Source organism: Bacteroides acidifaciens (assembly GCF_024623065.1).
In the GTDB taxonomy this organism is placed as follows: Bacteria; Bacteroidota; Bacteroidia; order Bacteroidales; family Bacteroidaceae; genus Bacteroides; species Bacteroides acidifaciens.
The window spans coordinates 107877-131599 of sequence record NZ_JANJZR010000003.1; the positions used below are offsets into that span (position 1 = coordinate 107877).

The 23723-nt window shown below is 42.8% G+C and carries 11 protein-coding genes and 3 pseudogenes; 12 read left to right on the plus strand and 2 right to left on the minus strand.

What is annotated here, in order from left to right; all coding sequences use genetic code 11:
• Positions 1-9 precede the first annotated feature (9 nt).
• The 3 genes and pseudogenes from NSB03_RS01560 (at position 10) to NSB03_RS01570 (ending at position 4452) form a co-directional block, all read left to right on the plus strand.
• Entirely contained in the window at positions 10-2373 is a 2364-nt protein-coding gene (locus NSB03_RS01560; RefSeq protein WP_024986188.1) for a membrane protein, read from the plus strand.
• 200 nt (positions 2374-2573) lie between these two features.
• Positions 2574-2885: pseudogene (locus NSB03_RS01565) on the plus strand (two-component regulator propeller domain-containing protein); the annotation flags it as partial.
• 157 nt (positions 2886-3042) lie between these two features.
• Complete coding sequence (locus NSB03_RS01570) at positions 3043-4452, plus strand: glycosyl hydrolase family 28 protein (RefSeq protein WP_242357687.1); 1410 nt, start codon at positions 3043-3045, stop codon at positions 4450-4452.
• A gap of 255 nt (positions 4453-4707) precedes the next feature.
• On the opposite strand, the gene uxuA is transcribed toward NSB03_RS01570, so the two are convergent.
• Positions 4708-5892, minus strand: coding sequence for a mannonate dehydratase (gene uxuA, locus NSB03_RS01575; RefSeq protein ID WP_136013916.1), 1185 nt, complete (start codon positions 5890-5892; stop codon positions 4708-4710).
• 39 nt (positions 5893-5931) lie between these two features.
• Positions 5932-6747: an SDR family oxidoreductase gene (locus NSB03_RS01580; RefSeq protein ID WP_024986186.1), complete on the minus strand. Its 816-nt coding sequence runs from the start codon at positions 6745-6747 to the stop codon at positions 5932-5934.
• Between the two features lie 120 nt (positions 6748-6867).
• Here NSB03_RS01580 and NSB03_RS01585 point away from each other — a divergent pair, with 120 nt between their 5' ends.
• The 9 genes and pseudogenes from NSB03_RS01585 to NSB03_RS01625 all read left to right on the plus strand — a co-directional run bounded on the left by NSB03_RS01585 (position 6868) and on the right by NSB03_RS01625 (position 23704).
• Positions 6868-7749 carry an AraC family transcriptional regulator gene (locus NSB03_RS01585; protein WP_024986185.1) on the plus strand — a complete coding sequence of 294 codons (882 nt, stop codon included), beginning with the start codon at positions 6868-6870 and terminating at the stop codon, positions 7747-7749.
• Between the two features lie 71 nt (positions 7750-7820).
• Positions 7821-9770 carry a glycoside hydrolase family 97 protein gene (locus NSB03_RS01590; RefSeq protein ID WP_024986184.1) on the plus strand — a complete coding sequence of 650 codons (1950 nt, stop codon included), beginning with the start codon at positions 7821-7823 and terminating at the stop codon, positions 9768-9770.
• 95 nt (positions 9771-9865) lie between these two features.
• Positions 9866-11475 (plus strand): annotated as a pseudogene (locus NSB03_RS01595) (hypothetical protein).
• A gap of 296 nt (positions 11476-11771) precedes the next feature.
• Positions 11772-12626: pseudogene (locus tag NSB03_RS01600) on the plus strand (alpha/beta fold hydrolase); the annotation flags it as partial.
• Between the two features lie 223 nt (positions 12627-12849).
• Complete coding sequence (locus NSB03_RS01605) at positions 12850-15702, plus strand: ligand-binding sensor domain-containing protein (RefSeq protein ID WP_257466170.1); 2853 nt, start codon at positions 12850-12852, stop codon at positions 15700-15702.
• A 946-nt stretch (positions 15703-16648) separates the two neighbouring features.
• On the plus strand, positions 16649-17164 hold the full coding sequence (locus NSB03_RS01610) for an RNA polymerase sigma-70 factor (protein WP_024986182.1): 516 nt from the start codon (positions 16649-16651) through the stop codon (positions 17162-17164).
• A 69-nt stretch (positions 17165-17233) separates the two neighbouring features.
• A complete protein-coding gene (locus NSB03_RS01615) occupies positions 17234-20503 on the plus strand; it encodes a SusC/RagA family TonB-linked outer membrane protein (protein WP_024986181.1) in 3270 nt (1089 codons plus the stop codon).
• Between the two features lie 12 nt (positions 20504-20515).
• On the plus strand, positions 20516-22234 hold the full coding sequence (locus tag NSB03_RS01620; RefSeq protein ID WP_257466171.1) for a RagB/SusD family nutrient uptake outer membrane protein: 1719 nt from the start codon (positions 20516-20518) through the stop codon (positions 22232-22234).
• Between the two features lie 33 nt (positions 22235-22267).
• Complete coding sequence (locus NSB03_RS01625; RefSeq protein ID WP_024986180.1) at positions 22268-23704, plus strand: DUF4979 domain-containing protein; 1437 nt, start codon at positions 22268-22270, stop codon at positions 23702-23704.
• Positions 23705-23723 lie beyond the last annotated feature (19 nt).

Here is a 23723-nt window from a genome sequence, read left to right on the forward strand (position 1 = left end):
GAGTAAACGATGAATATCCTCAGAATTAAAAATAAGTATGTGGCGGTGGCGTTATTTCTGATGCTTGCTGTCACCTTACAGGCACAGGATTATGGTGCATTGCAATATATGTTGCAGAAAAGACCAGCGAATGAGAAGTTTGAGAGCAATAAGTTTAATGAACATCTCTTCTTCTCTGCCGGTGTAGGTCCGTATAGTTTGCTTTCGGGTAAGGAGACCCAGGACGGATTGGGTATGACCGCTCGTCTTTTTATGGGAAAATGGATTACTCCGGTTCACGGACTCAGGATAGGGGTGAACATGGGGTATTTGCCATCGAAAATATATGATTCTAAAATAAAGATGGGTGGCGGTAGCCTGGATTATCTGCTGAATATGTCTTCCTTGGCATATGGGTACAATCCGAACCGTCGTTTTGAGTTGTTTGGAATAGCTGGTGTAGAAGCCGGTTATTCTAAGGTCGGTGATAATAGTGAACGTTCTGAAAAATATCCGAATCTGAAAGGTGGAGGTGAATTTTATTATGGTGCCCATATTGGTTTACAAGGCAATATACGTCTTTCCCATACATTGGACCTGTTTGTAGAGCCACAGATAGGATGGTATAATGATGTTGTGTCACATAGGGGAAGTTGGAGAAATTATCAAGTGGGAGGTTCGGTCCTGGTTGGTCTGACATATATGCCTGCCGCTCCGATGGGTACTAAGATTCATTTCGATGAATTTGATAACAGTTCGTTCCAGAATCATATGTTTATTTCTTTGTCCGGTGGTGTCAGTACCCTGAAAGTTTCAGGAATCAAGAATACAATTAAAGGCTTGGGTCCCCAGTTCTCTGCCGGAATCGGTAAATGGTTCAGCCCTTCTTCCGGGCTGCGTCTGTCCGGGACGGTCGGTTTTTCGGATACACCTGCCGGTAGTAAGAACAGATATTTCAAACATATTGATTTGCATGCGGATTATATGTTGAATCTCAATAGTGTTCTGTGGGGATATGATGAAGATAGGGTCTTTAATTTAATTGGTATTGCAGGAGTTAATCTGGCTGGGACAAAAGGGGTGGAGAATTCTGGCAAGTACGCTCCGGGGATAGGAGTAGGCGTACAAGGAAGTTTCCGTCTCAACCGTTCCATGGATTTATTTATAGAACCTCGTCTCAATGTTTATCATAAGAGATATGCAGGCGGATGTGGATTGCGTGGTACAGACCAGCTTGGAGAATTGAATTTAGGTTTGACTTATCATACAATTGACCGTGCGGCACGTCCGAAGAACGGATTCTCAAACAATCATATCTCAGACAATCTGTTTATGACTTCAGGAGTTGGTCTGCAAATGTTTTTGAATAAGAAGAATTTTGAAAACCTCAGTTCTTTAGGTCCGCAGGCTTCTGTCTCTCTTGGTAAGTGGCTGACTGCTTATTCCGGTTTGCGTCTGGTAGGTACGGGCGGGTTCTTTACGAACTATCTAGTTCCCGGTAATATTAAAGAGGGCAGACTCAGTCATATCAGCGTCAGTGGCGGTCTTGATTATTTGTGGAATATTACGTCTACCATGGACGGTTACAATCCTGACCGTATCTTTGATTTCATAGCTTCTGTGGGTGTCAACCTGGCGTATACCAATAATTCAGACCATAAGTTTCAACCGGGTATAAATGCTGGCATACAGGGGCTATGGCATGTGAATGACTTTTTCGGTCTGTATATCGAACCGCAAGTCAGAATGTATGGAGACAAGTTCATCGAAGGAAACTTAGGTTTTATGCAGAAAGATGTATTGGTAGGCGTCAATGCCGGTTTCCATTACCGCTTTGTTCCTTATTCAAAAGCAGCCAATCGCAGTGTGTTTGATAAGGATGACAAACGTTACTTCATATCAGGGGCACTCGGAATGGGTAGTTTGCTGGTTGGCAACAAGGATTTGGTGAAGAACGCAGGTGTGGAGGCGAAGGGAAGTTTCGGCAAATGGTACACTCCGCTGTCTGCATGGCGTATCAACGGGACAATCCTGTATAAGTCGAAGGCACAGAATAAATTGCCTTTGCATTATGCCGGTTTAGGGATGGATTACATGATGAGTTTGGCTACGTTAACAAAGGGGTATAGTTCCGATCATGTGATAGATGTCGTACCTTTTATGGGAGTCACTGCCGGCTTGTCTCGTCGTAACGGAGAGTTTCAGGTAGTGCCGGGACTGGATGCCGGTGTGCAGTTTAAACTGCGGGTAGCCTCTTCCGTCTATTTGTATGCCGAACCTAAGGTGGGTGTCCGTACAGATACATACGATGGTATCAAACAGGGAAAACCTGATTATGTAGCTTCTATGGTAGGTGGATTGTTGTATAGGTTCAAGATGCCTACTTTCCAATAAATATGTTATCCGGTAAATATATCCGGTTATAGATAGGTAAATCTCCTATATTGTTCGTAGTATCAATATAGGAGATTTTGATTTTGTATATAGAGAAACAAATGAAATTAATTATCTTTGTTCGTGAGTAGGACATAACAATAAAAAAGAAAAATAAGAGTAATACTATGATTGACAGGATTATTTGCTTTATTATTCTTGTATGGATAGGACTCTATAATCAGGGAATGTGCTATTATCATCCTAGCATGAATAAGATAATGCTGTACAATAAGAAGATGATTAACGGTGACTGGAAGGGGGAAGAAATCCGTTGTATGCTCGAAACGTCCAAAGGAGAAATCCTGATGGGTACAACACAAGGTGTCTATCGTTATGAGCCGTCGACCAGGAGAATGAACAGGTTCTATCATGAATTCAGTCAGAAGAATTGTCGTGTGCTTTATGAGGACAGTAAGGAGCGCATTTGGGTAGGGACTTATCACGATGGATTGTACTTGTTGGGACTCGGCACATTAATGTTTGCAAGATAAAATCGCGTTTGAGTAAAAAGAAAGACTTGTTCGAATTATACTGATGAAAGTCAATGGAAGCACTGCCGGCGTTTCACTCCTCATGGATTTCCGGCATGCTTCGTTATCATATATCAGTAGATAAAAAACAGTAGGTATGAATAAATTAAAAAGAATGGCATTGATTTCTCTTTCTGCGCTTTTCGGATGGAACTGTGTGCAGGCGGAAATCATCACCTATCCCGTACCGATGGGCATCTACTATGCCCGTCACAATGATGACTACACAGTAAAAGTACGGCAGGCAGGTGAAAAAGATTGGGTAGACCTTTTCGAATATAACGTAAAGGTGGATATGGATACCAAGTCCGATGCGACCATGGTACAGTTTGATTTCTCCGGTAAAGTGGAAGTGCTGGTGCAAAAGAATAACGGAGACATTCGTTCTGCCATAGTGCGTCCCCTTTCCAAAGGCATTCAGCCGGAGATAGACGGGAATTTTCTTTTGTTTACACTGGATAAACCGCAAAAACTCTCTGTCGAATTCAACGGCGACCGTTTGAATAATCTGCACGTATTTGCCAATCCGATTATTAAGAATGTGCCCGACAAGAATGACCCGAATGTGATGTATTTCGAGTCCGGCATCCATGAACCTACCGATGCGGCAGGAAAGTGCTTCCGTATTCCTTCCAATACAACGGTTTATCTGGAAGGTGGAGCAGTGCTGAAAGGCTGTCTTAATTGTGACAGTGTGGAGAATGTGAAAATCTTGGGGCATGGCATGTTGCTTGAACCGCAGCAAGGAATATCCGTAGCCTATTCCAAGAATGTGCTGATTGACGGGATTACTGTTGTCAACTCGCGCCACTACACCGTTTCCTGCGGGCAATCTGCTGGCATCACCATCCGAAACCTGAAATCATTCAGCTATCAGGGATGGAGTGACGGACTGGACTTTATGTCTTGCTCGGATGTGACGATTGATGATGTCTTTCTGCGCAATTCGGATGATTGCATAGCTCTCTATACCCACCGTTGGAATTATTACGGGGATTGCCGTAATATCCGTGTGCTGAATTCCACCCTTTGGGCGGACATCGCGCATCCTATCAACATAGGTACGCATGGCAATACGAAAACTGGGGATGAAGTCCTGGAAGACATACTGTTCAAGAACATTGATATACTGGAACATGATGAGGACGACCGTGATTATCAGGGATGTATGGCTATCAATGTAGGTGACCATAACCTTGCGCGAAATATTACTTTTGAAGACATTCGTGTGGAAAATATTCAGGAAGGACAGTTGTTCCATCTCCGTGTGATGTACAATCAGAAGTATAACACAGGGCCGGGTCGGGGTATAAAGAACATCGTGTTCCGCAATATCTCTTGTACAGCCAAGTATGTCAATCCTTCGCTGATAGAAGGGTATGATAAGAACCGCAGAATCGGGAATATCCTGTTCGAGAATATAGTCTTGAACGGTAAACGGGCGACTTCACTGGAAGATTTGAACGTCAATATGAAGGGGTTTGTAGATAAAGTGAGTATCAAGTAACTTTTCCAGTTCGAGAAGATGGATTCGGAGGAAACAACCGCATGAATTGTACATCCCGGCATTACCTGTACGAAAGGTGATTTTCATTTACGGCAATCAGGATGCCTAAGCAGTGCTAAATACACAGTATTGAATGGTATAACGGAAACGGCAGGAAATAAAGGATTGAAAAACAGTCTTTTATTTCCTGCCGTTTTTATGATGATAGCTTCCTTTATTGTAGTTGTATCATTACATATATTTTATATTGTTCCGTTATATCATCTGTCTTTCTTTCTCATCATCCACCACGGCCATCATCCCTTCCACCTGTGCCAGAGCCAACATACGCCCGTGGAAAGAATACCCCGGATTATATCCTTTATCTTCGTCTCCAAGCATCATCCGTCCATGGTCTACACGCATGGGCAGTCCCGGATTTTCCTTTTCAAAGATACGGATAAGGTCAATCAGATGTCCCCGTCCTGTGAGATGGGAACTTTCAATGAAGTTTCCGCCCGGCATGGCAGCCGTGCTACGCAGATGTACAAAGTGTGTGCGTCTGGCAAATTTCTTCGCCAGTTCACGGGTATCGTTATGTTCGCCTGCGCTCAAAGAGCCTGCACAGAAAGTCAATCCGTTGTGCGGATTATCTACGGCATTCAGGAACCATTCAATATCACTTTCATTGGTGACGATGCGTGGTAATCCCAGGACTTGGAATGGCGGGTCGTCAGGATGTACGCACATATTAATTCCATATTCTTCGCATACAGGCATGATTGCGGACAAGAAATAACGCATATTTTCACGCAAAGCATCCCGGTCTATATCTTTGTACAAAGTAAGTAACCGCTTGAAGATGGAAACCGGATTTTTGTCCCCTTCTTTGATATTACCATTGACAAAACCTTGAGTCTTGACAATGATGGTATCAATCAGGGCGTCTTTCTCTGCATCTGTGATAACCTTATCCAATTCGGCAACTTTCTGAAGTTCTTCTTCTGTATAGTCTTTTTCAGCTCCTTCACGTTCCAGGATTCGGATGTCGAAGTAAGCAAAACGGATACGGTCGTAATAAAGTGAACTGGTTCCGTCCGGCCAGGGGTGTTGCAAGTCGGTACGTATCCAGTCGATAACGGGCATGAAGTTGTAACACACTGTCCTTATGCCGCATTTACCCAAATTGGCAAGGCTTACTTTGTAGTTTTCAATCAACTGTTCACGTTCCGCTCCTGCGTATTTGATTGCCTCGCAAACCGGAAGGCTTTCCACGACCGACCAGCGCAACCCATACGATTCAATATACGATTTTAAATCGTTGATGGCTTCTACTGTCCAAATCTCTCCGTTCGGTACATCATGCAGGGCAGTGACAATCCCTTCTACCCCTATCTGTCGGAGCATCGGCAGGGTTATCTTATCCTTTTTGCCGAACCATCTCCATGTCTTTTCCATCATAATCTTTTTTTCTCTTTATTACAGGCTATTATTTATTGCTTAAACGCCGCTGAATGCGCTGAAACCACCGTCGATAGGCAGCATCGCTCCGGTTACGAAACTGGCGGCTTCACTACACAGAAATTGCACCGCACCATTCAATTCTTTAATGTCACCGAAACGTTTCATCGGAGTTTTAGCCAATACTTTCTTACTTCTGTCTGTCAATGAGCCGTCAGGGTTGATGAGTACACGACGGTTTTGGTCGCCGATAAAGAAACCCGGTGCAATGGCATTAACACGGATACCGTCACCATATTTCAGTGCCATTTCGCTTGCCAGCCATTGAGTGAAGTTGGCTACGGCAGTTTTGGCAGCCGAATATCCCGGTACACGGGTGATAGCGCTGTATGCGGCCATTGATGATACATTAATGATGCATCCTTTGCCTTGTTTAGCCATAACCTTGCCAAATATCATGGATGGATAAACTGTTCCGTTCATATTCAGATTGGTGACTTTCTCCCAGCAGGAGATATCCATGTCATAAAAATGTTGTTCCGGTTCAAGAGTGGCTCCCGGCATATTGCCACCGGCAATATTCAGCAGAATATCAATCCGTCCCCATTTGGCTACGATTTCTTCCGCTACTTTTTCCAAGCTAGAGATGTCAAGGACATTGCCGATGATACCGATTACATCGTCACCATATTGTTTGAGTTCAGCTACACGGTTGTCCAGTTGCTCCTGACGAATGTCAATAGCTACTACTTTTGCTCCCTGCTGTACAAAGTGTTGGGCGATATTTCCACCCAGTACACCACCTGCTCCGGTAATAACAGCGACTTTACCGGCAATACTAAATAATTCGTTCATGGTTCTATCAAATGTTTTTATGAATGGATGCAAAAATAGCGGGTTTTTACACACACTATGATGCGTATCTTTGCAAGATATTTACCTATCTTTGCAAAAGTAGTTTAGAAAGGAGAATTTATGAAGAAGATAATGAACGAGAAGTTGGCTATTACGACTTCCAATCCCGTCCGTGCCCGTTCTTATGAATATCCGCGTTTCACTTACCCGTGGCATTTCCACAGTGAGTATGAAATTATCTATGTGGAGAAAGGAGAGGGGGATTGTCTCGTAGGCGACAGCATTATTCCTTATTTGGAAGGAGATTTGATTCTTTTCGGTTCTGAACTGCCTCATAGCATGCAGAGTCCGCCGGATAGCGGGGAAGAAGCTGATGACGGAGAAAAAACCGAACTGAAAGTAAAAGGCGTGAATATCCAGTTCGAGAAAGACTTCATGCATTATTCCATCTCTCAGTATTCCCAGTTTATTCCCATCAGGAACCTGTTGGAAGATGCTTGCAGGGGAATTAAATTCACTGTTACCCGTTCGGGAAAAATCATTAAGTTATTAAAACAGATACCTTCTGCCAAAGGAGCCGACCAAATCATCCTGCTGCTTTCACTTCTGCAAATGATGGCTACCAGCAATCACAGGAAGTATCTGACTACTTCCCATTATACCCCGTCCCCTTCCATCATGCGTAATGAAAGGATGGAAAAAGTGATTGCCTATCTGAACAAACATTATACCGAATCTGTCGGTCTGGATGAGATTGCTTCTTATACAGCCATGAATCCTACCGCCTTCTGCCGTTATTTCAAGGAAAACACAGGAAAGACATTCAAAGAGTATGTGCTTGATATGCGTATCGGGTATGCCTGTAAACTGTTGAATAGTAGTGTGATGAATATATCACAAATCAGTGCGACGTGCGGATTTGAATCTCCTGTGCATTTCAACCGTATCTTTAAACGGGTGACGGGGATGACACCTACTATTTATAGGGAGCAGATGGAATAATCTCTCCGGTGAATAATTTGTTTGAGTATAATTTCCTTCTTGTTCGTATCTAATAGGAAAGAAGAATAAACATGAACGTAAATAGAATGAAGAAAAGAATTTTGCTTTTATTGCTGGTGATACCGGCATTGTTGAAAGCGCAGGATGTAATGACAGAAACCCGTCAGGAACTGACGTCTCCCGACGGAGCGTATCGTTTTACCTTCTATCAGCGTGCGGTGGGAGAGGATAATGTGCAAATGTATTACACCTTGACTTACAAGAACCGTCCGGTAATTGAAGAAAGTAAATTGGGTGTCTTGATTGAAAATCAGTTGTTCGAGTCGGCACTGGGTGTTCCGAATGACACTTGTCATTTCTGGTGTGAGAATCTGAAGTTGACGGGAACAGAGCGACGGAAAGCGGATGAAACATGGAAACCTGTATATGGGGAACGTGCCGAGATTCGTGACTGTTATAATGAGATGACCCTGAAATTCAAGAAAGGTGAAGGAGACGGAGTACAAGATGGTGGCTATGATAAGCGTAAGAATTACTTCATGAATATCATAGTGCGTGCCTATGATGAAGGAGTCGCTTTCCGTTATCATTTTCCGGAAACAACCAACGGGCTTTTCCTGCATATCATAGGCGAGCAAACCAGTTTCACAATGCCTCAAGGAACAATGGCTTATTATGAGCGTTGGGCACAAGGGCCTTATGTACTTCGTCCGTTGGAAGGTTGGGGAAAAGAGGAGAGTGAACGTCCGTTGACCTTGAAACTGCCTGATGGATTATCAGTTGCCCTGTTGGAAGCGGAAATGGTGGATTATGTCCGTGGCAAATTCCGTTTGTCGGCAGAGAAACCTTCCACTTTGGAGACAAGCCTGTATAGCAGCGTCGATATTATTTCTTCTTACAGCACTCCGTGGCGTGTCATCATGGTCGGCGAACGTCCGGTCGATTTGATTAACAACAATGATATTGTCTTGAATCTGAATCCGGCTTGCAAACTGGCTGATACTTCTTGGATTAAACCGGGGAAAGTATTCCGTTCGGGCGACCTGAAACAGGATAGGGTGAAAGCGGCCATTGACTTCGCGGCAGAGCGTGGCATCCGGTATGTGCACATGGATGCAGGCTGGTACGGGCCGGAAATGAAAGTGAGTTCGGATGCCACTACTGTTTCTCCGGATAAAGACCTTGATATACCTGCTTTGTGCCAGTATGCCGAATCGAAGGGAATCGGACTTATGGTATACGTCAATCAGCGTGCATTGGTGCAGCAATTGGATACTTTATTACCTTTATATAAGAAGTGGGGATTGAAAGGTATCAAGTTCGGTTTTGTGCAGATTGGTAATCAGCGATGGAGCACTTGGCTGCATGATGCAGTCCGTAAATGTGGAGAATACGGCCTGATGGTAGATATTCATGATGAGTATCGTCCGACAGGTTTCAGCCGTACCTATCCCAACCTGATGACACAGGAAGGTATCCGTGGAAACGAAGAGATGCCGGATGCTACACATAACACGGTTCTTCCGTATACACGTTTCCTGGCAGGCGCTGCGGATTATACACTGTGTTATTTTAATGGCAGAGTGAAGAATACGAAAGCGCATCAGTTAGCAATGGCAGCAGTGTATTACAGTCCATTGCAGTTCATGTTCTGGTATGACCGACCGGAATTTTATAAAGGAGAAGAAGAACTGGAGTTTTGGAAAGCCATTCCGAGCGTTTGGGATGATAGCCGTGCGCTTGACGGAGAAATTGGAGAATACATAGTTCAGGCCCGTCGCTCAGGAAATGACTGGTTTGTTGGAGCAATGACAAACACGGAAGCCCGCACGGTCACATTGACTACGGATTTCCTGGAACTGGGAAAGAAGTATATGCTTCATTTGTATGAAGATGACGACAAGCTGGATACACGGACGAAAGTACGCAGTACTCATAAGAAAATAAAGGCAGGCGACAAACTTACTCTGAAGCTAAAAGCAAGTGGCGGAGCTGCATTGCATTTTACTCCGCTTAAGTAGGTAAATTTATGTTTTTTGTTTCGGGGCGTAATGAGAGAAGAAGAGAGTTTTCTCATCACTCCTTTTTTAAATTAGAGAATAAAAATGAATTAAACATGAGACTACTTCGATTTTTGGTGTTTGGAATAATGTCCGTTATTCTATTACCCAGCAATATGGCAGCGGAATGGCAGTGGTCTGTGAAAATACCAGGCATTGTTTCCAACGAAACGAATGACCATCCGCAGGCTTTTTTATGGATACCGTCTGATTGTATCCAGGTAAAAGGGGTTATGATAGGTACTCATAATATGACGGAAGAAACTCTGTTTGAGAACGCCTTGTTTCGGGAGAGAATGTCTGAAATAGATCTGGCACTGATATGGATTACTCGGGGTGGGATCAGAAATGGGACATAACTGCCGGAAGCCAGAAGGCATTTGAACAAATGCTGGATGACTTTGCTTCTGTCAGCGGATATAACGAATTGAAATATGCTCCGATTGTTCCGTTCGGACATTCGGCAATGGCTACCTACCCGTGGAACTTCGCCGCCTGGAATCCCGACCGCACATTAGCCATTATCTCTTTGCATGGAGATGCGCCACGCACTAACCTTACCGGATATGGGCGTGACAATATGGAGTGGGGGAAACGTACGATTGACGGCATCCCTGGATTGATGATTGAAGGCGAATACGAATGGTGGGAAGACCGTGTAAATCCAGCTTTGGCATTCCGTATGATGTACCCTGGAAGTTGCGTCTCTTTCCTTTGCGACACAGGACGAGGACATTTCGATATAGCCGACCGCACCGCCGGTTATATTGCGTTGTTTTTAAAGAAAGCACTGGAATATCGTATGCCCGCAACGTATGACTTGAATAAGCCTGTGGAATTGAAGAAGCTGAATCCGCAGAATGGCTGGCTTGCCGAAAGGTGGCATCCGAATCAGAAGAAACGTGCAAAGGCTGCTCCTTATAAAGAGTACAAAGGAGACTCGCACGATGCATTCTGGTATTTCGATAAGGAAGTGGCTGAAATGACGGAAGAGCGCTATCGCCGGGAAAGAGGGAAGAAACCACAATATTTAGGTTTCGTACAAAAGGGGCAATTACTCACATACAATCCCAAATCCCATGTGAAAGTTGCCGCCCGCTTCCTGCCGGAAAAAGACGGATTGACTTTTCATCTGAAAGCCGTATATATGGACAGCTTGCATACTGCAATTTCTGACGAACATTCGCTCACTTCTCCTGAAATAACCCGTATCTGTGGCCCGGTTCAGAAAGTGAACGACACAACCTTTACTGTCCGTTTCTACCGTATGGGAATGTACAATCAGCGTCGTACGGGAGATATTTGTTTATTAGCCGGTAATGACGGCGACAAGCATTATAAAAGCACAGTTCAGGAACTTAGTTTCCGGATTCCCTACCGCAATACGGAAGGTAAACGCCAACATATTCTTTTTCCGGGTCTTGACGATGTGAAGAAAGGCACGGAAACTATCTCTTTACAGGCAACTTCCGACTGCGGACTACCCGTATATTATTATGTGAAAGAAGGACCGGCAGAGATAGAAGGGAATAAATTGGTATTTACTCAAATTCCCCCACGCAGTAAATTCCCGTTGAAAGTGACTGTCGTGGCATGGCAATATGGATTGGCAGGAGAAGTACAGACTGCCGAACCGGTAGAACGGAGTTTTTTCATTTATCCATGAAATGGTATACTGGGATTTACAGTCGAAATAGAAAATTTTAAGAACGAATTGTACGAATTATGCGGTTTTATAATTATAATTGCATCAAACAACAGCGTAGTTCGTGTAATTGGTGTTTAATACGAAGTTAATAGATAATGAACATGAAGGGAAGATTATTAATCGTAATTTTTATAAGTATCTGTTTTATTGCAGGTTCCTGCAATGTATCATCCGTACAAGGGAGTCGTTATAACTTCTCTTCATTAGATTCTGTTATTCAAGGCTGGGTGAGTAAAGAGTACTATCCAGGTGCTTCTATCTCAGAGATTGTAAAGGGACATCCGTTGGTTGTGAAACAAGGCCGCGTTGAAGTGGGCAACGGTTCTCTTTACTATGAGGAAGCCGGCACAGGTGCTCCCGTTATCTTTGTTCATGGTCATTCTTTGGATCATCGTATGTGGGATGAACAATTTCCTGTGTTTGCGAAAAAGTATCGTGTCATTCGTTACGATTTGAGAGGATACGGCATTTCGTCTTCACAAACGGAAGACTATCAATTTACACACGCTGAAGATTTAGTTACTTTGATGGATTCTTTGCACATTAAGAAAGCACATATCGTCGGGCTTTCTTTGGGCGGGTTCATTACTGCCGATATGTTGGCGTATTTCCCAGACCGGATGTTATCGGCTTTTTTAGCCAGTGGAAACATCCGGAAATCGAAAGGTCCCAGTGAACCGATGACTCCGGAAGAAGCAAGAGTACGTGATAAGGAGATTGCTGCTTTGAAAGAGAAAGGGGTAGATGTGATGAAGAAAGAGTGGTTTGAAGGATTGATGAAGTCAGGTGGCAGCCAGCGTGAACGGATGCGTGAGTCTCTATGGCAAATGATCGATGAGTGGGATGCGTGGCAACCGCTACACAAAGAAGTACGGGTGGTAGCTGGTTTGGATGCCATTGAGGAATTGAAAAAGAATCATCCCGATGTACCTGCTTTAATTGTTGAAGGTCATTCTTCCGGTAACCGATTCTCAAAAGAACCTCCCATCTTACAATATCTTCCCAATGGAAAACTGAAAGTAATTGATGATTGCGGACACATGCTGAATATGGAACGCCCGGAAGAATTTAATGCTGCATTGGAAGAATTTTTGAAAAGCGTTCAATAAAGAATAATATTGTAACTTCCCTGTTGTTTACAAAAATGCTCATGTGAAAGTGAAATATCAATAAATCTTCAATAGCATTGAGTAAATTATTTAGCCCCTTCGTATTTAGCTATGTACATATAGAGAATACAAAGGGGCTACTTTTTTAGGAAAAGGAATGTGCTCTTTTGGAGATTTTTATGTATGTTTGTCACATGTTTAATATGAAAGGAAGCGGTTGTAAGTGAAGAACACGATTAAATATCTGATTCTTATATTAATATATCTGGCTTGTGGTATGAAACTGCAAGCCTGGAATTACACATTCCGTAATGTCGTCATGTCCGACGGACTGTCCGGACTGTTGGTCAATGCCATTTATAAAGATTCCGAAGGTTTTGTATGGCTAGGAACAGATAACTGTCTCGACCGTTTCGATGGTGTGAAAGTTCGCCATTATGAATTTCGAGGCGTGGATTCCGGAAGAAAGAAACGGGTGAACTGCATCACGGAAACAGCCGACAATCAGCTTTGGGTGGGAAATGGTATCGGACTCTGGCGGTTGAACCGTGCAAGCAGCCAATTGGAGAGGATTGTCCCCGAAAAGATAGACTTTGCCGTCAATACGTTGCTGTCCGACGGAGATATTCTTTATATCGGTACGGAGAAAGGCTTGTTCATTCATAAAGACGGGCAGTTGCTCCAAGTATTGACCGACCGGAATATGCTGGCTGCCTGTAATCGAATTATGGATCTCTGTCTGAATGAAGATAAAAGTGCGTTATGGCTGGCTACAGTGCAAGGCTTGTTCTCTTACTCATTGAAAGACGGAAAGATTGATTCCTGGCATTTTCAGGAGAATGTTCCCGAGGCCGATTACTTCCGCTGCCTGACTCGTATTGGGGAAACCCTTTATCTAGGTACAATGAGTCAGGGAGTAGTTCGTTTCGATATAAACAAAAAGAGCTTTTCGCATGCAGTGTCTTTAGGCTGTGATGTCATTTCCGACATATCCAGTGATGGAAAGGAGACTGTATATATTGCTACAGATGGCAATGGCGTTCATTTCCTTTCGCATAAAGCCCAACAAGTGACACGTCGTTTTTGTCACGATGTGAGTGATAAAGAAGGCATTCGCAGCAACTCCATTTATTCGCTATTGGTGGATGACAGAGGTGCTGTTTGGGTGGGACACTTCCAGGCAGGTTTAGATTACTCACTTTATCAGAATGGTCTTTTCCAAACTTATGCTTATCCTCCTCTGTTTAATTCTGCCAATCTTTCCATTCGTTCTTTTGTCAACAGAGGACACGAAAAAGTCATTGGTTCACGTGACGGCTTGTATTATATAAATGAAGCTACCGGAGTCGTAAAGAGTTTTGTGAAACCTGTTTTGACTTCGGATTTGATATTGACTATCTGTTTTTATGAAGGCGAATATTATATTGGTACGTATGGCGGAGGCATGATGGTGTTGAATCCGGAGACGTTATCTCTAAAATATTTTGCCCAGGGAGGAGATGGAGATGCAGAGCTGTTTCAGAAAGGACATATCTTCTGTGTGCGACCGGATGAGAAAGGAAATCTTTGGATAGGCACTTCACAGGGATTGTTCTGTTATAATAAACAGGCAAAACAGATCAAACACTTTACCAGCGCCAATTCCCAATTGCCGGAAGGCAATGTATATGAGGTCAGTTTCGACTCTACCGGCAAAGGGTGGATTACCACGGAAACCGGTATGTGTATTTATGACCCAGCTTCCCAGAGCTTGCGTTCCAATGTCTTTCCTGAAGGATTTGTGCATAGGGATAAGGTGCGCACCATTTACGAAGATACCGGACACGACCTTTATTTTATTCGTGAAAAGGGAAGTCTGTTTACCTCTACTTTAACGATGGATCGTTTTCGGAACCGTTCCGTCTTTTCTACGCTTCCTGACAATTCGCTGATGTCGATTGTGGAAGATAACCAAGGTTGGTTGTGGGTGGCTTGCAATGATGGATTGTTACGCATAAAGGAAGAAGGAGAAGAGTACGATGCCTTCACTTTCAATGATGGAGTACCGGGGCCCACCTTTACGAATGGGGCTGCCTATAAAGACGATAAAGGAATACTATGGTTCGGCAATACCAAAGGATTGATTTACGTCGACCCGAAGCGGGTGGATGAAGTGCGTGGTAAAGTCCGTCCGATTGTGTTTACGGATATATTGGCTAACGGCGTTTCCTTTACCGGTTCGTCCTTGAAATATAATCAGAATAATCTGACCTTCTGCTTTACGGATTTTGCCTACGGTCTGCCTTCTGCCTTGCTGTACGAATATCAGTTGGAAGGGATTGATAAGGACTGGAAACTATTGGCTGCACAGAACGAAGTCTCTTATTATGGACTTCCTTCCGGGACTTATACATTCCGTGTCCGCCTTCCGGGAAATGAACATTCGGAAGCTATCTGCCAAGTGACGGTACGTCCTATGATTCCTTGGTGGGGATGGATGCTTTCTATCTTATTAATCATAGGAATTGTAGCTTTTATACGTTATTATGTCTGGAAACGTATGCGCCGCTTGCTTCCCTCTCCCGCTCAGGTGGTTTCTACACCGGCAAAGGATATATCCGGGAAAGAACAAGTGACGGAACGGCCGGAAACGATTGCCGAACAACCGGAAGTGATTTCTGAACAACCGTCCGTCGCTACCGAAGAGAAGTATAAGACCAACAGGCTGACTGAAGAGGAATGCAAAGAGCTTCATAAGAAACTGGTGACTTATGTAGAGAAAGAAAAGCCTTATATTAATCCCGACTTGAAAATGGGTGACCTGGCTTCCGCATTGGATACTTCTTCACATTCGTTATCGTATCTTTTGAACCAGTATCTGAACCAGTCCTACTACGACTTTATCAATGAATACCGCGTCGCTCAATTCAAGAAAATGGTAGAGGACAGCCACTATTCCCGCTATACGTTAACCGCATTGGCAGAACTTTGCGGATTCAGCTCACGTGCTTCTTTCTTCCGGTCATTCAAAAAGAGTACGGGAGTCACTCCGAACGAATATATTCGTAGCATCGGTGGAACTGCCAAAGAAGAGTAAGTACTTCTTTTATCGGTTTCATGTACATCTTTCATTGATATCCAGTACTTGATTTACCCAAATGTTCTACTTGTTTATCTTCTTTCTTGCACTTGTTTTGCTTTACTCTTGTACTTGCCTGGATTTTAATCCGTTTTTGTATGTATTTTGCACTACTTATGGCCGCATTTTCTACTGCCACTACTGTCAACTGCCACTTTAGGCTTGTTTGTCAGTAGATTTTCTTCCTATGTCTTTGTAGTTTGTTGATAATCAATTGTATATGTCTTTTTGTGATTCGATTAAAAACTATAGAATATTTCATTGATTAATTTTTGGCAGTAGCCTTTTGTTATGTATAATGTTTATATAAATTGATTATTTACTGCTTTGAAGAGAAATGTAGGATAGTATGCGATAAAAATGAATAAAAGTAATATTTGAATACAAATGCTCTTTTAACATAGCTATATTTATCAAATAAATAAGCCCATAGTTGGCAGTTGACAGTTGTGGCAGTAACTTTTTAGCGAATTTCTTATTTATTATCTTGATATATAGTATTTTATAGTGGTTTTGTCTACGAAGTTAACTTTCATATATGTAATTTGTTACTGTCATATCAAATGTTAATTCGAAAACCTTTATATAGTAATTATTGATTACGAATTATTGGAAGGCCATTGATAGGCTTATTTTCCTGAATACAAATCTGCCTTGTAGTGCTTTGCTAAATAACTGCGAGTTATCAGAAATGTTCTCCAAGATTCTCTAAATGGGGATAATTGAGTCTCATTTTATAAAATGAGACTCAATGAAATATAAATGTAATATTCTGATAATGAATGGTATAATTTAAAAGAAGTCTATCTCGATTCGATGAGATTGATCTGCTTTATTTTTTGACTGTTATATCTGGAATCACCTCTATATTTGCATCGTGATCAAAACCGAAAAAGATAGTATTATGGAGACAACAGCTAACACTTCCGACAACATTATCACCCGTTCTTATGAAGAATATTATCAGGTGATTCTTACCTATATTACTTATCGTATCACTCATCGTTACGAAGCGGAGGATTTGACCCAAGACGTATTTGTGCGTCTGCTGGACTATAAACAAATGCTCCGTCCGGATACAGTGAAGTATTTCCTGTTCACCATTGCCCGCAATATAGTAACCGATTACATCCGCCGTTATTATAAGAAGCAGGAGATAGACAGCTACATCTATGATACTATGTCCACTTCTACCAATGAAACCGAAGAAAAAATTATCGGGGATGATTTAATGACAATGGAACGGACCCGCTTGGCAGCTATGCCCGAACAACGTCGGTTAATTTATACATTGAACCGCTTCGAAAATAAAACGTCTCCGGAAATCGCAAATGAACTGAATTTAAGTTGCAGGACGGTGGAAAACCATCTGTTTCTGGGACGTCGTGAAATGCGCGAGTTTTTCCGGAATTGTATATAATCTTATTCATTAATAAATAACCCTTTGTGCTTATGGAAAAGGAGTCAGAATTTACAAAGAGGTATTTGTATGCCTCACCTTATTTTAGAGAACAAAAATTTAATACTATTTTTAAACCTCAAATTTAATTGTATGAATAATATCTTAAAAAGCTCATCAAAGAAAGTAGTATTTCCGTTGATGATGGCTTCCGCCTTTTGGACAGGTATTCCTCAGACAGCGTATGCAGACGCTCTGGAAATACAGACAGTCATGCAGACTATTACAGTGAAAGGAACGGTGGTGGATGCTACAGGTGAACCTGTGATTGGAGCGAGTGTGCTGATGAAAGGCACAACTATGGGTACGATTACGGATATTGACGGAAATTTCACGCTTAGTAATGTAAAGCCGGGTATCTTGGTTGTTTCTTATATCGGATATAAAGCGAATGAAGTAAATGTCAACGGTTCTGCTCCAGTGAAGATTGTGCTGACAGAAGATTCAGAATTGCTGGATGAGGTAGTAGTCGTAGGTTACGGTATGCAGAAAAAAGCGACAATGACAGGTTCCGTTACAGTTGTGAATGATAAAATGCTGGAAAGCAAAGGTACAATGTCCAGCCCCGTACAGGCATTGCAAGGACAGGTGCCGGGAGTTATCATAACCCGTAGTTCTACTGCTCCGGGCGACGAAAGCTGGAATATGAGTCTGCGTGGTGCGGTTTCTAAAAACACGACGGCCCCATTGGTAATTATTGACGGTGTGGAATACGAAAGTGTGAACGAACTTCGTTTGCTGAATCCTTCGGATATTGAATCCATGAACTTCTTGAAAGATGCCTCTGCTTCTATTTACGGTAGCAAGGCTGCCGGTGGTGTAATATTGGTGACTACCAAAAAGGCTAAGGAAGGCAAGGTGCAAGTAGAGTACAATGGCTCGGTGACGGCAAAGTTTATCGGTCTGTCTCCAGACCTGATGAGTCTGGGAGAATGGGCTTCTGCTTTGATGGAGGCGCGTACTAATGATGGTTATAACGATGACGATATCTGGATGCGGTACGCAAAGATGGCTTTAGCTTACAAAAACCAATATATAAATCTGGACAACACTACCAATCCGTTTAATGGATTTACCGATGTGGCTGATTTTGTATTCTTTGATACGGATTGGCAAGATATCATGTGGGGAACAGCAGCTTCAACTCAACATGAACTGGCTGTTTCAGGTGGTTCAGATGCATCCAGATATCGTCTTTCTTTAGGATATATGTTTGATGATAGTAACTTGAAATGGGGAAATAACAATAACAATCGTTATAACCTGCGTCTGACCAATAGTTTTAAGTTGTCGAGCAGGGCATCTATTGAGTCGGTGATTGCTTATAACCGCCAGGATCAGGTAGCCCCAACCCAGATTGGTTCTGCTCTGTCCACAGGTGTACAACAGCCGGGCTTCCCTTCAGCAACAGCGGATGGAAAACCTTATGCTTGGGGTACGTGGGGTGGTCCTAACTGGTTTTGCGAACTAGGAGGTGATAATAAACTGAAAGTTTCGGCTATCAATATCAGCGAGACTTTTAATTATTCGATAATGAAAGACCTGAAGTTTTCTGTTACAGCCGGATATAATACGTCTACCGCGACTCGTGATACTCAGAAAAAATCTATAGACTGGTATAATTATGCCGGCGACCGTGTGGTTCGTACTTCTCCGACAGAAGCTGAAAGCTCATATACAAAGTCAAATTCACGGACAGATTTCTACTCTGTTTCAGGACATCTTGACTGGTCGCACCTGTTTGCAGATGTACATGATGTGAAAGTGATGGTCGGCTCTCAGTATAATATGAAAGAATATGAATACACTTATATTCGTTCAATGGGTATTTTACCTTCTTTGGAGATTCCGAATAGTCAGGACGGACTAATTTATTTGACGAGTGACGATAAAAAGACAAGTTCTTCTAAATGGCAGGAGGCTGTCATGTCTTATTTCGGACGTGCCAATTATAATTATCGTTCCAGATACATGTTGGAAGGCCAGTTCCGTTACGATGGCTCTTCCAAGTTCCAGCCTGAAAACCGTTGGGTATTCTATTGGGGTGTTTCCGGCGGATGGCGTATCTCTGAAGAATCCTTCATCAAAAAGTTGGACTTCATTGATGAATTGAAATTAAGGGCTTCTTATGGTAGTGTTGGTAACCAGGCGGGCGTAGACCGTTATGACGGTACGCAATTGTATAACTTTAAGGCAACACAAGGAGCCTTACTGGGTAATGGAAAAGTATCCTATGTAAATACAAACGAGAAATTACCAAGCCTTGACCGTACTTGGGAGCGTATTCATAATTATAATATCGGACTTGATTTCGGTTTCTTCCGCAATCGTTTGACGGGTACGGCCGAACTGTTCTGGAAGAAAAGTGATAATATGCTGATTGATGTGATTTATCCGGGCATATTGGGTGATAAAGCACCTACGGCAAACAAGGGTAAATTTAAGGCTCGTGGTTGGGAAGGTATGATTAACTGGTCTGATAAGATTGGCAGGGTGAATTATCACGTAGGCGGTACATTCACTTACGCCACCAATGAACTGGTAGATAATGGTGGTAGTGGCGTTATTCAGGCAGGAGTACGTTCTGACCGTGAAGGATATCCGCTGAACTCTGTATTCGGACTCCGTTATTGTGGTAAGATACAGACAGAAGAACAATTACAGAAATATGTAAATAAGTATAAGAACAACAGTTCTGTCGGCACATTAACCAACCTGCGTTTGGGTGACAATATGTTTGAAGATGTGAATAAGGACGGCAAACTGAATGAAGAAGACCTTGTATATTTGGGTACGGATGATCCGAAGATGCAGTTCTCGTTCAACGCAGGAGTCGAATGGAACGGATTCGATCTCTCTATTGTGTTCCAGGGAGCAGGCAAACGTACCGTATGGCGCGATAAGAGCACATGGAGAATTCCGATGCGTACGGCTTACCAGAATGGAAGTAATCAGTTCATCGGGAAGACATGGACTCCGGAAAATACCGGCGCTTATTATCCGTCGCTGACTAATGTGAGTGAAATAAATAACTATAACTACCAATGTTCCTCGTGGGCGGTAGAAGACGGTTCTTATCTCCGTCTGAAGAATGTGACATTGGGATATACATTGCCTTCTTCTTTGCTAAACAAGACAAAAGTGCTCTCTAAAGCTCGTGTCTATGTATCGGGAGCCGACCTTTGGGAACACAGTAATATCAACGACGGTTGGGATCCGGAAGCCAGTCGCACTGTGGACGATGCAAAGCGTTATCCGTTCTTACGTACAGTGACTTTTGGATTAAACTTAACCTTTTAATTGAGACGAATTATGAAATATACATTAAAAGCTTTTTTGATACTGGCATTGGGATGCCTTACTTATTCATGTCTTGATTTGGATCCGAAAGACCAGATTGCAGATGGTAACTATTGGGGAGAGGCATCTGACTTCAAATTATTTGCCAATCAGTTTTATGGTTGGACGCGCGACTTCTCGAACAGTGTCTATGATGCGCCCCATTCAGACAAACGTTCGGACTTGATTATGGATAAAGGTGGAACGAATGTTTATAGCAATGGAACAAACTCCATTCCGGCAGGTGATAATAACTATACGGACAACTACAACCGTATCCGCCGTACTAATATTCTCTTGCAGAAAGCTGAAACTTACAGTAACCAAAGTGATATTGCTCAATACATAGGCGAAGCAAAATTCTTCCGTGCTTACTGCTATTTTGAACTGTTGCAGCTCTATGGCGATGTCATAATAACAAAAACTCCATTGGATGTTACTGCTCCCGAAATGAATGCTGCCCGTAATGACCGTGGAGAAGTTGCCGATCTGATGATTCAGGATTTGAAGGAGGCTGCCGGATTGTTGCCGCTTACTTCTGCGGTAGAAAATGGTAGAGTTGGAAGCGAAGGTGCTTGGGCATTCTTGTCAAGGGTTGCTCTTTATGAAGGTACATGGCAGAAATTCCGCGGCAATGAGGCACGTGGTAAAGAATTGCTGGATATTGCTGCAAAAGCTGCCAAAGAAGTGATAGACAGCAAGAAGTTCTCTTTGTACACTCCGGCTGTGTTGGGGGATAGCGCTCAGAAATACATGTTTATTCTGGAAGATGTGAAATCCAATCCTGCAGGACTCCTGAAGGGTTCTAATACAGAATATATTTTCTCCCGCCGTCATGACGAAACATTGAATCCGATAGGCAAGAATATAACGAAAGAATGTCTTGCCAATGCACAACTGATTTCTCAAAAGTTTGCGGCGATGTATCTTTGCCAGGATGGGCTTCCTATTGAAAAATCGTCTTTATACTTGTTCAAGACAGATGGAAAGATTGCTCATGAATATCTGAACCGTGATAACCGTATGCTTTACACCTTGTGTGTACCCGGCGCGTATTACTGGAGTAATGAAAATTCTCGTGTCAATTGGACTAATGACGCTGTGGATAGAGCTTCGGCTTCCATCAAAGGCTATTCTCCTGCAAGTGGCAGCGGTTACGCTAATCAGAAGTGGGCAACGGAACGGAATGTGAAATCAGAAAATGAAGGCTACGATTATCCGATTATCCGTTATGCGGAAGTGTTGTTAAACTATGCGGAAGCAGTCTTTGAGCGGGATGATGCCATTTCGGACGAAGATTTAAATATATCTCTGAATTTGGTGCGTAACCGCATCAATGCGAAAATGCCAAAACTGAGCAATAGCTTTGTTACGACATACGGACTGAATATGCGTGATGAAATCCGTCGCGAACGCACAGTAGAATTGTTTAACGAAGGTTTCCGTATCGACGACCTGAAACGATGGAAAACTGCAGAAACAGAAATGCCGAAGGATTTCTTGGGTATCAAGTGGAAGGGTACGGAATACGAAACCAAATGGCCGAATGTCTCTTACGCCAAAAACAGCGAAGGTTATATTATACTGGAAACCGGACGTAAATGGGAAAACAAACATTATCTCTATCCGTTGCCTACAGACCAGTTGCAGTTGAACCCGAACTTAAAGCAAAACCCGGGTTGGGGAGAATAACTGTTCCTTTCATTCATTAAACTATAATTAGGTATGAAAAATAGAAAATCGATATATAAGAACTTGCAAGGTGTGTCAATGGGAATAATGGCAGCCTGTCTGGCTTTGACTGCATGCGACAAGGATAAAGAATTTACACCTGCCATGCCCGAAGCAAAATTGATTAATTCCATTACGTTTGATGTCAGCTCAACATTGCCGTTGGCTATTGATATGGATTCTACCATTGTTTATAAAGTGGAAGCACCGGATGATTTGGAAGACCGGACTATTCTTTGGAGATCTACGAATGAAGCTGTGGCGCGTGTGTCGCAGAACGGTACAATTACCGGTGTCTCAGAAGGTACGGCTGTGATTAGTGCTACACCTTCTATCGGTTTTGGAGCTGAGGCTACAGTGACAGTAAATGTTATCCCTCAGATAATAAAAGCCGAAAGTGTGACACTTGTTAATCCACGTGAGGGAGAAGTGATTTACGAAACGGACCGTTTGCAGTTTACTGCTGACATATTACCGGTCAATCATACATATTCTTATTTGACATGGAGCAGTACTGATGAAAATGTGGCTACTGTTTCGCAAAATGGATTAGTGACTTGCCAGAAAGCCGGAACAGCAAAAATCCTGGCTTATACGCACGATTATAGCAAGGTGTTTGGTTCGTATGATTTGACCGTAGTGAAATATATCCCGGTAGAGAATGTTGAAATCAAACCCTATACCGAACCAGTCTGCGTTTCTTTGGGAGATATAAGTCTGGATGTCGTTTATACACCTGCTAACGCAACTTTAGGTTCCGTTGACTGGACATCTAGTAATGAAGATGTAGCTACTGTAGATTTGGGTGTGGTTACTCCGAAGGGATTCGGTACAACTGAGATTACTGCTACTTGCCAGGCAACAGGCGCAAAATCTACCACTACTATTACAGTTGTAAGTGGCTGGTGGATTTGGGACGGTCGGAATGAATTTAAGAATTGGGGACTGGGGCAAGCTTATTCAAGCATCGCTATTGAAGATGGGAAAATGGTTGTCACCGCCGGTGCACAAAATGCAACAATGAAACGTGCCGACTTGAAATATACCGCTGTACCCGTTACGATGGACTTTGGACAATATCCTGTTATCGCATTGCGTACCACTTTGCCGAGTGGCGGAAAAGGCTCCGGAAAAGGAGGGGAATATACATTGGATTTAGTGACAAGTGCCGGAAACGTAAGTGGTAAAAAGTGTAATACGGGGGTAATACTGGATGATGGTACACACATGTTGTATTATGATGTGGCTCAATTAAATCCCGGCGTTGCTGCGGCAGGCACAGTAACTGCTAATACTTTTCAAGTAAAGATAGCTGATATAATGAATGAAAACTTGCCGACTAGTAAATATACAGTTTATTGGATTCGCACTTTCAAGAGTCTGGATGAAGCTAAAGCTTTTGCCGAAGCAGAAGTGGCGGCAGGCAAGTAATTGAATAATAACCATTAAT

Excerpts from the sequence above, each read along its gene's own strand:
- NSB03_RS01560 (WP_024986188.1), top strand. The coding sequence starts at position 10 with ATGAATATCCTCAGAATTAAAAATAAGTATGTGGCGGTGGCGTTATTT.
- NSB03_RS01570 (WP_242357687.1), top strand. The coding sequence starts at position 3,043 with ATGAATAAATTAAAAAGAATGGCATTGATTTCTCTTTCTGCGCTTTTC.
- uxuA (WP_136013916.1), bottom strand. The coding sequence starts at position 5,892 with ATGATGGAAAAGACATGGAGATGGTTCGGCAAAAAGGATAAGATAACC.
- NSB03_RS01580 (WP_024986186.1), bottom strand. The coding sequence starts at position 6,747 with ATGAACGAATTATTTAGTATTGCCGGTAAAGTCGCTGTTATTACCGGA.
- NSB03_RS01585 (WP_024986185.1), top strand. The coding sequence starts at position 6,868 with ATGAAGAAGATAATGAACGAGAAGTTGGCTATTACGACTTCCAATCCC.
- NSB03_RS01590 (WP_024986184.1), top strand. The coding sequence starts at position 7,821 with ATGAACGTAAATAGAATGAAGAAAAGAATTTTGCTTTTATTGCTGGTG.
- NSB03_RS01610 (WP_024986182.1), top strand. The coding sequence starts at position 16,649 with ATGGAGACAACAGCTAACACTTCCGACAACATTATCACCCGTTCTTAT.
- NSB03_RS01615 (WP_024986181.1), top strand. The coding sequence starts at position 17,234 with ATGCCTCACCTTATTTTAGAGAACAAAAATTTAATACTATTTTTAAAC.
- NSB03_RS01620 (WP_257466171.1), top strand. The coding sequence starts at position 20,516 with ATGAAATATACATTAAAAGCTTTTTTGATACTGGCATTGGGATGCCTT.
- NSB03_RS01625 (WP_024986180.1), top strand. The coding sequence starts at position 22,268 with ATGAAAAATAGAAAATCGATATATAAGAACTTGCAAGGTGTGTCAATG.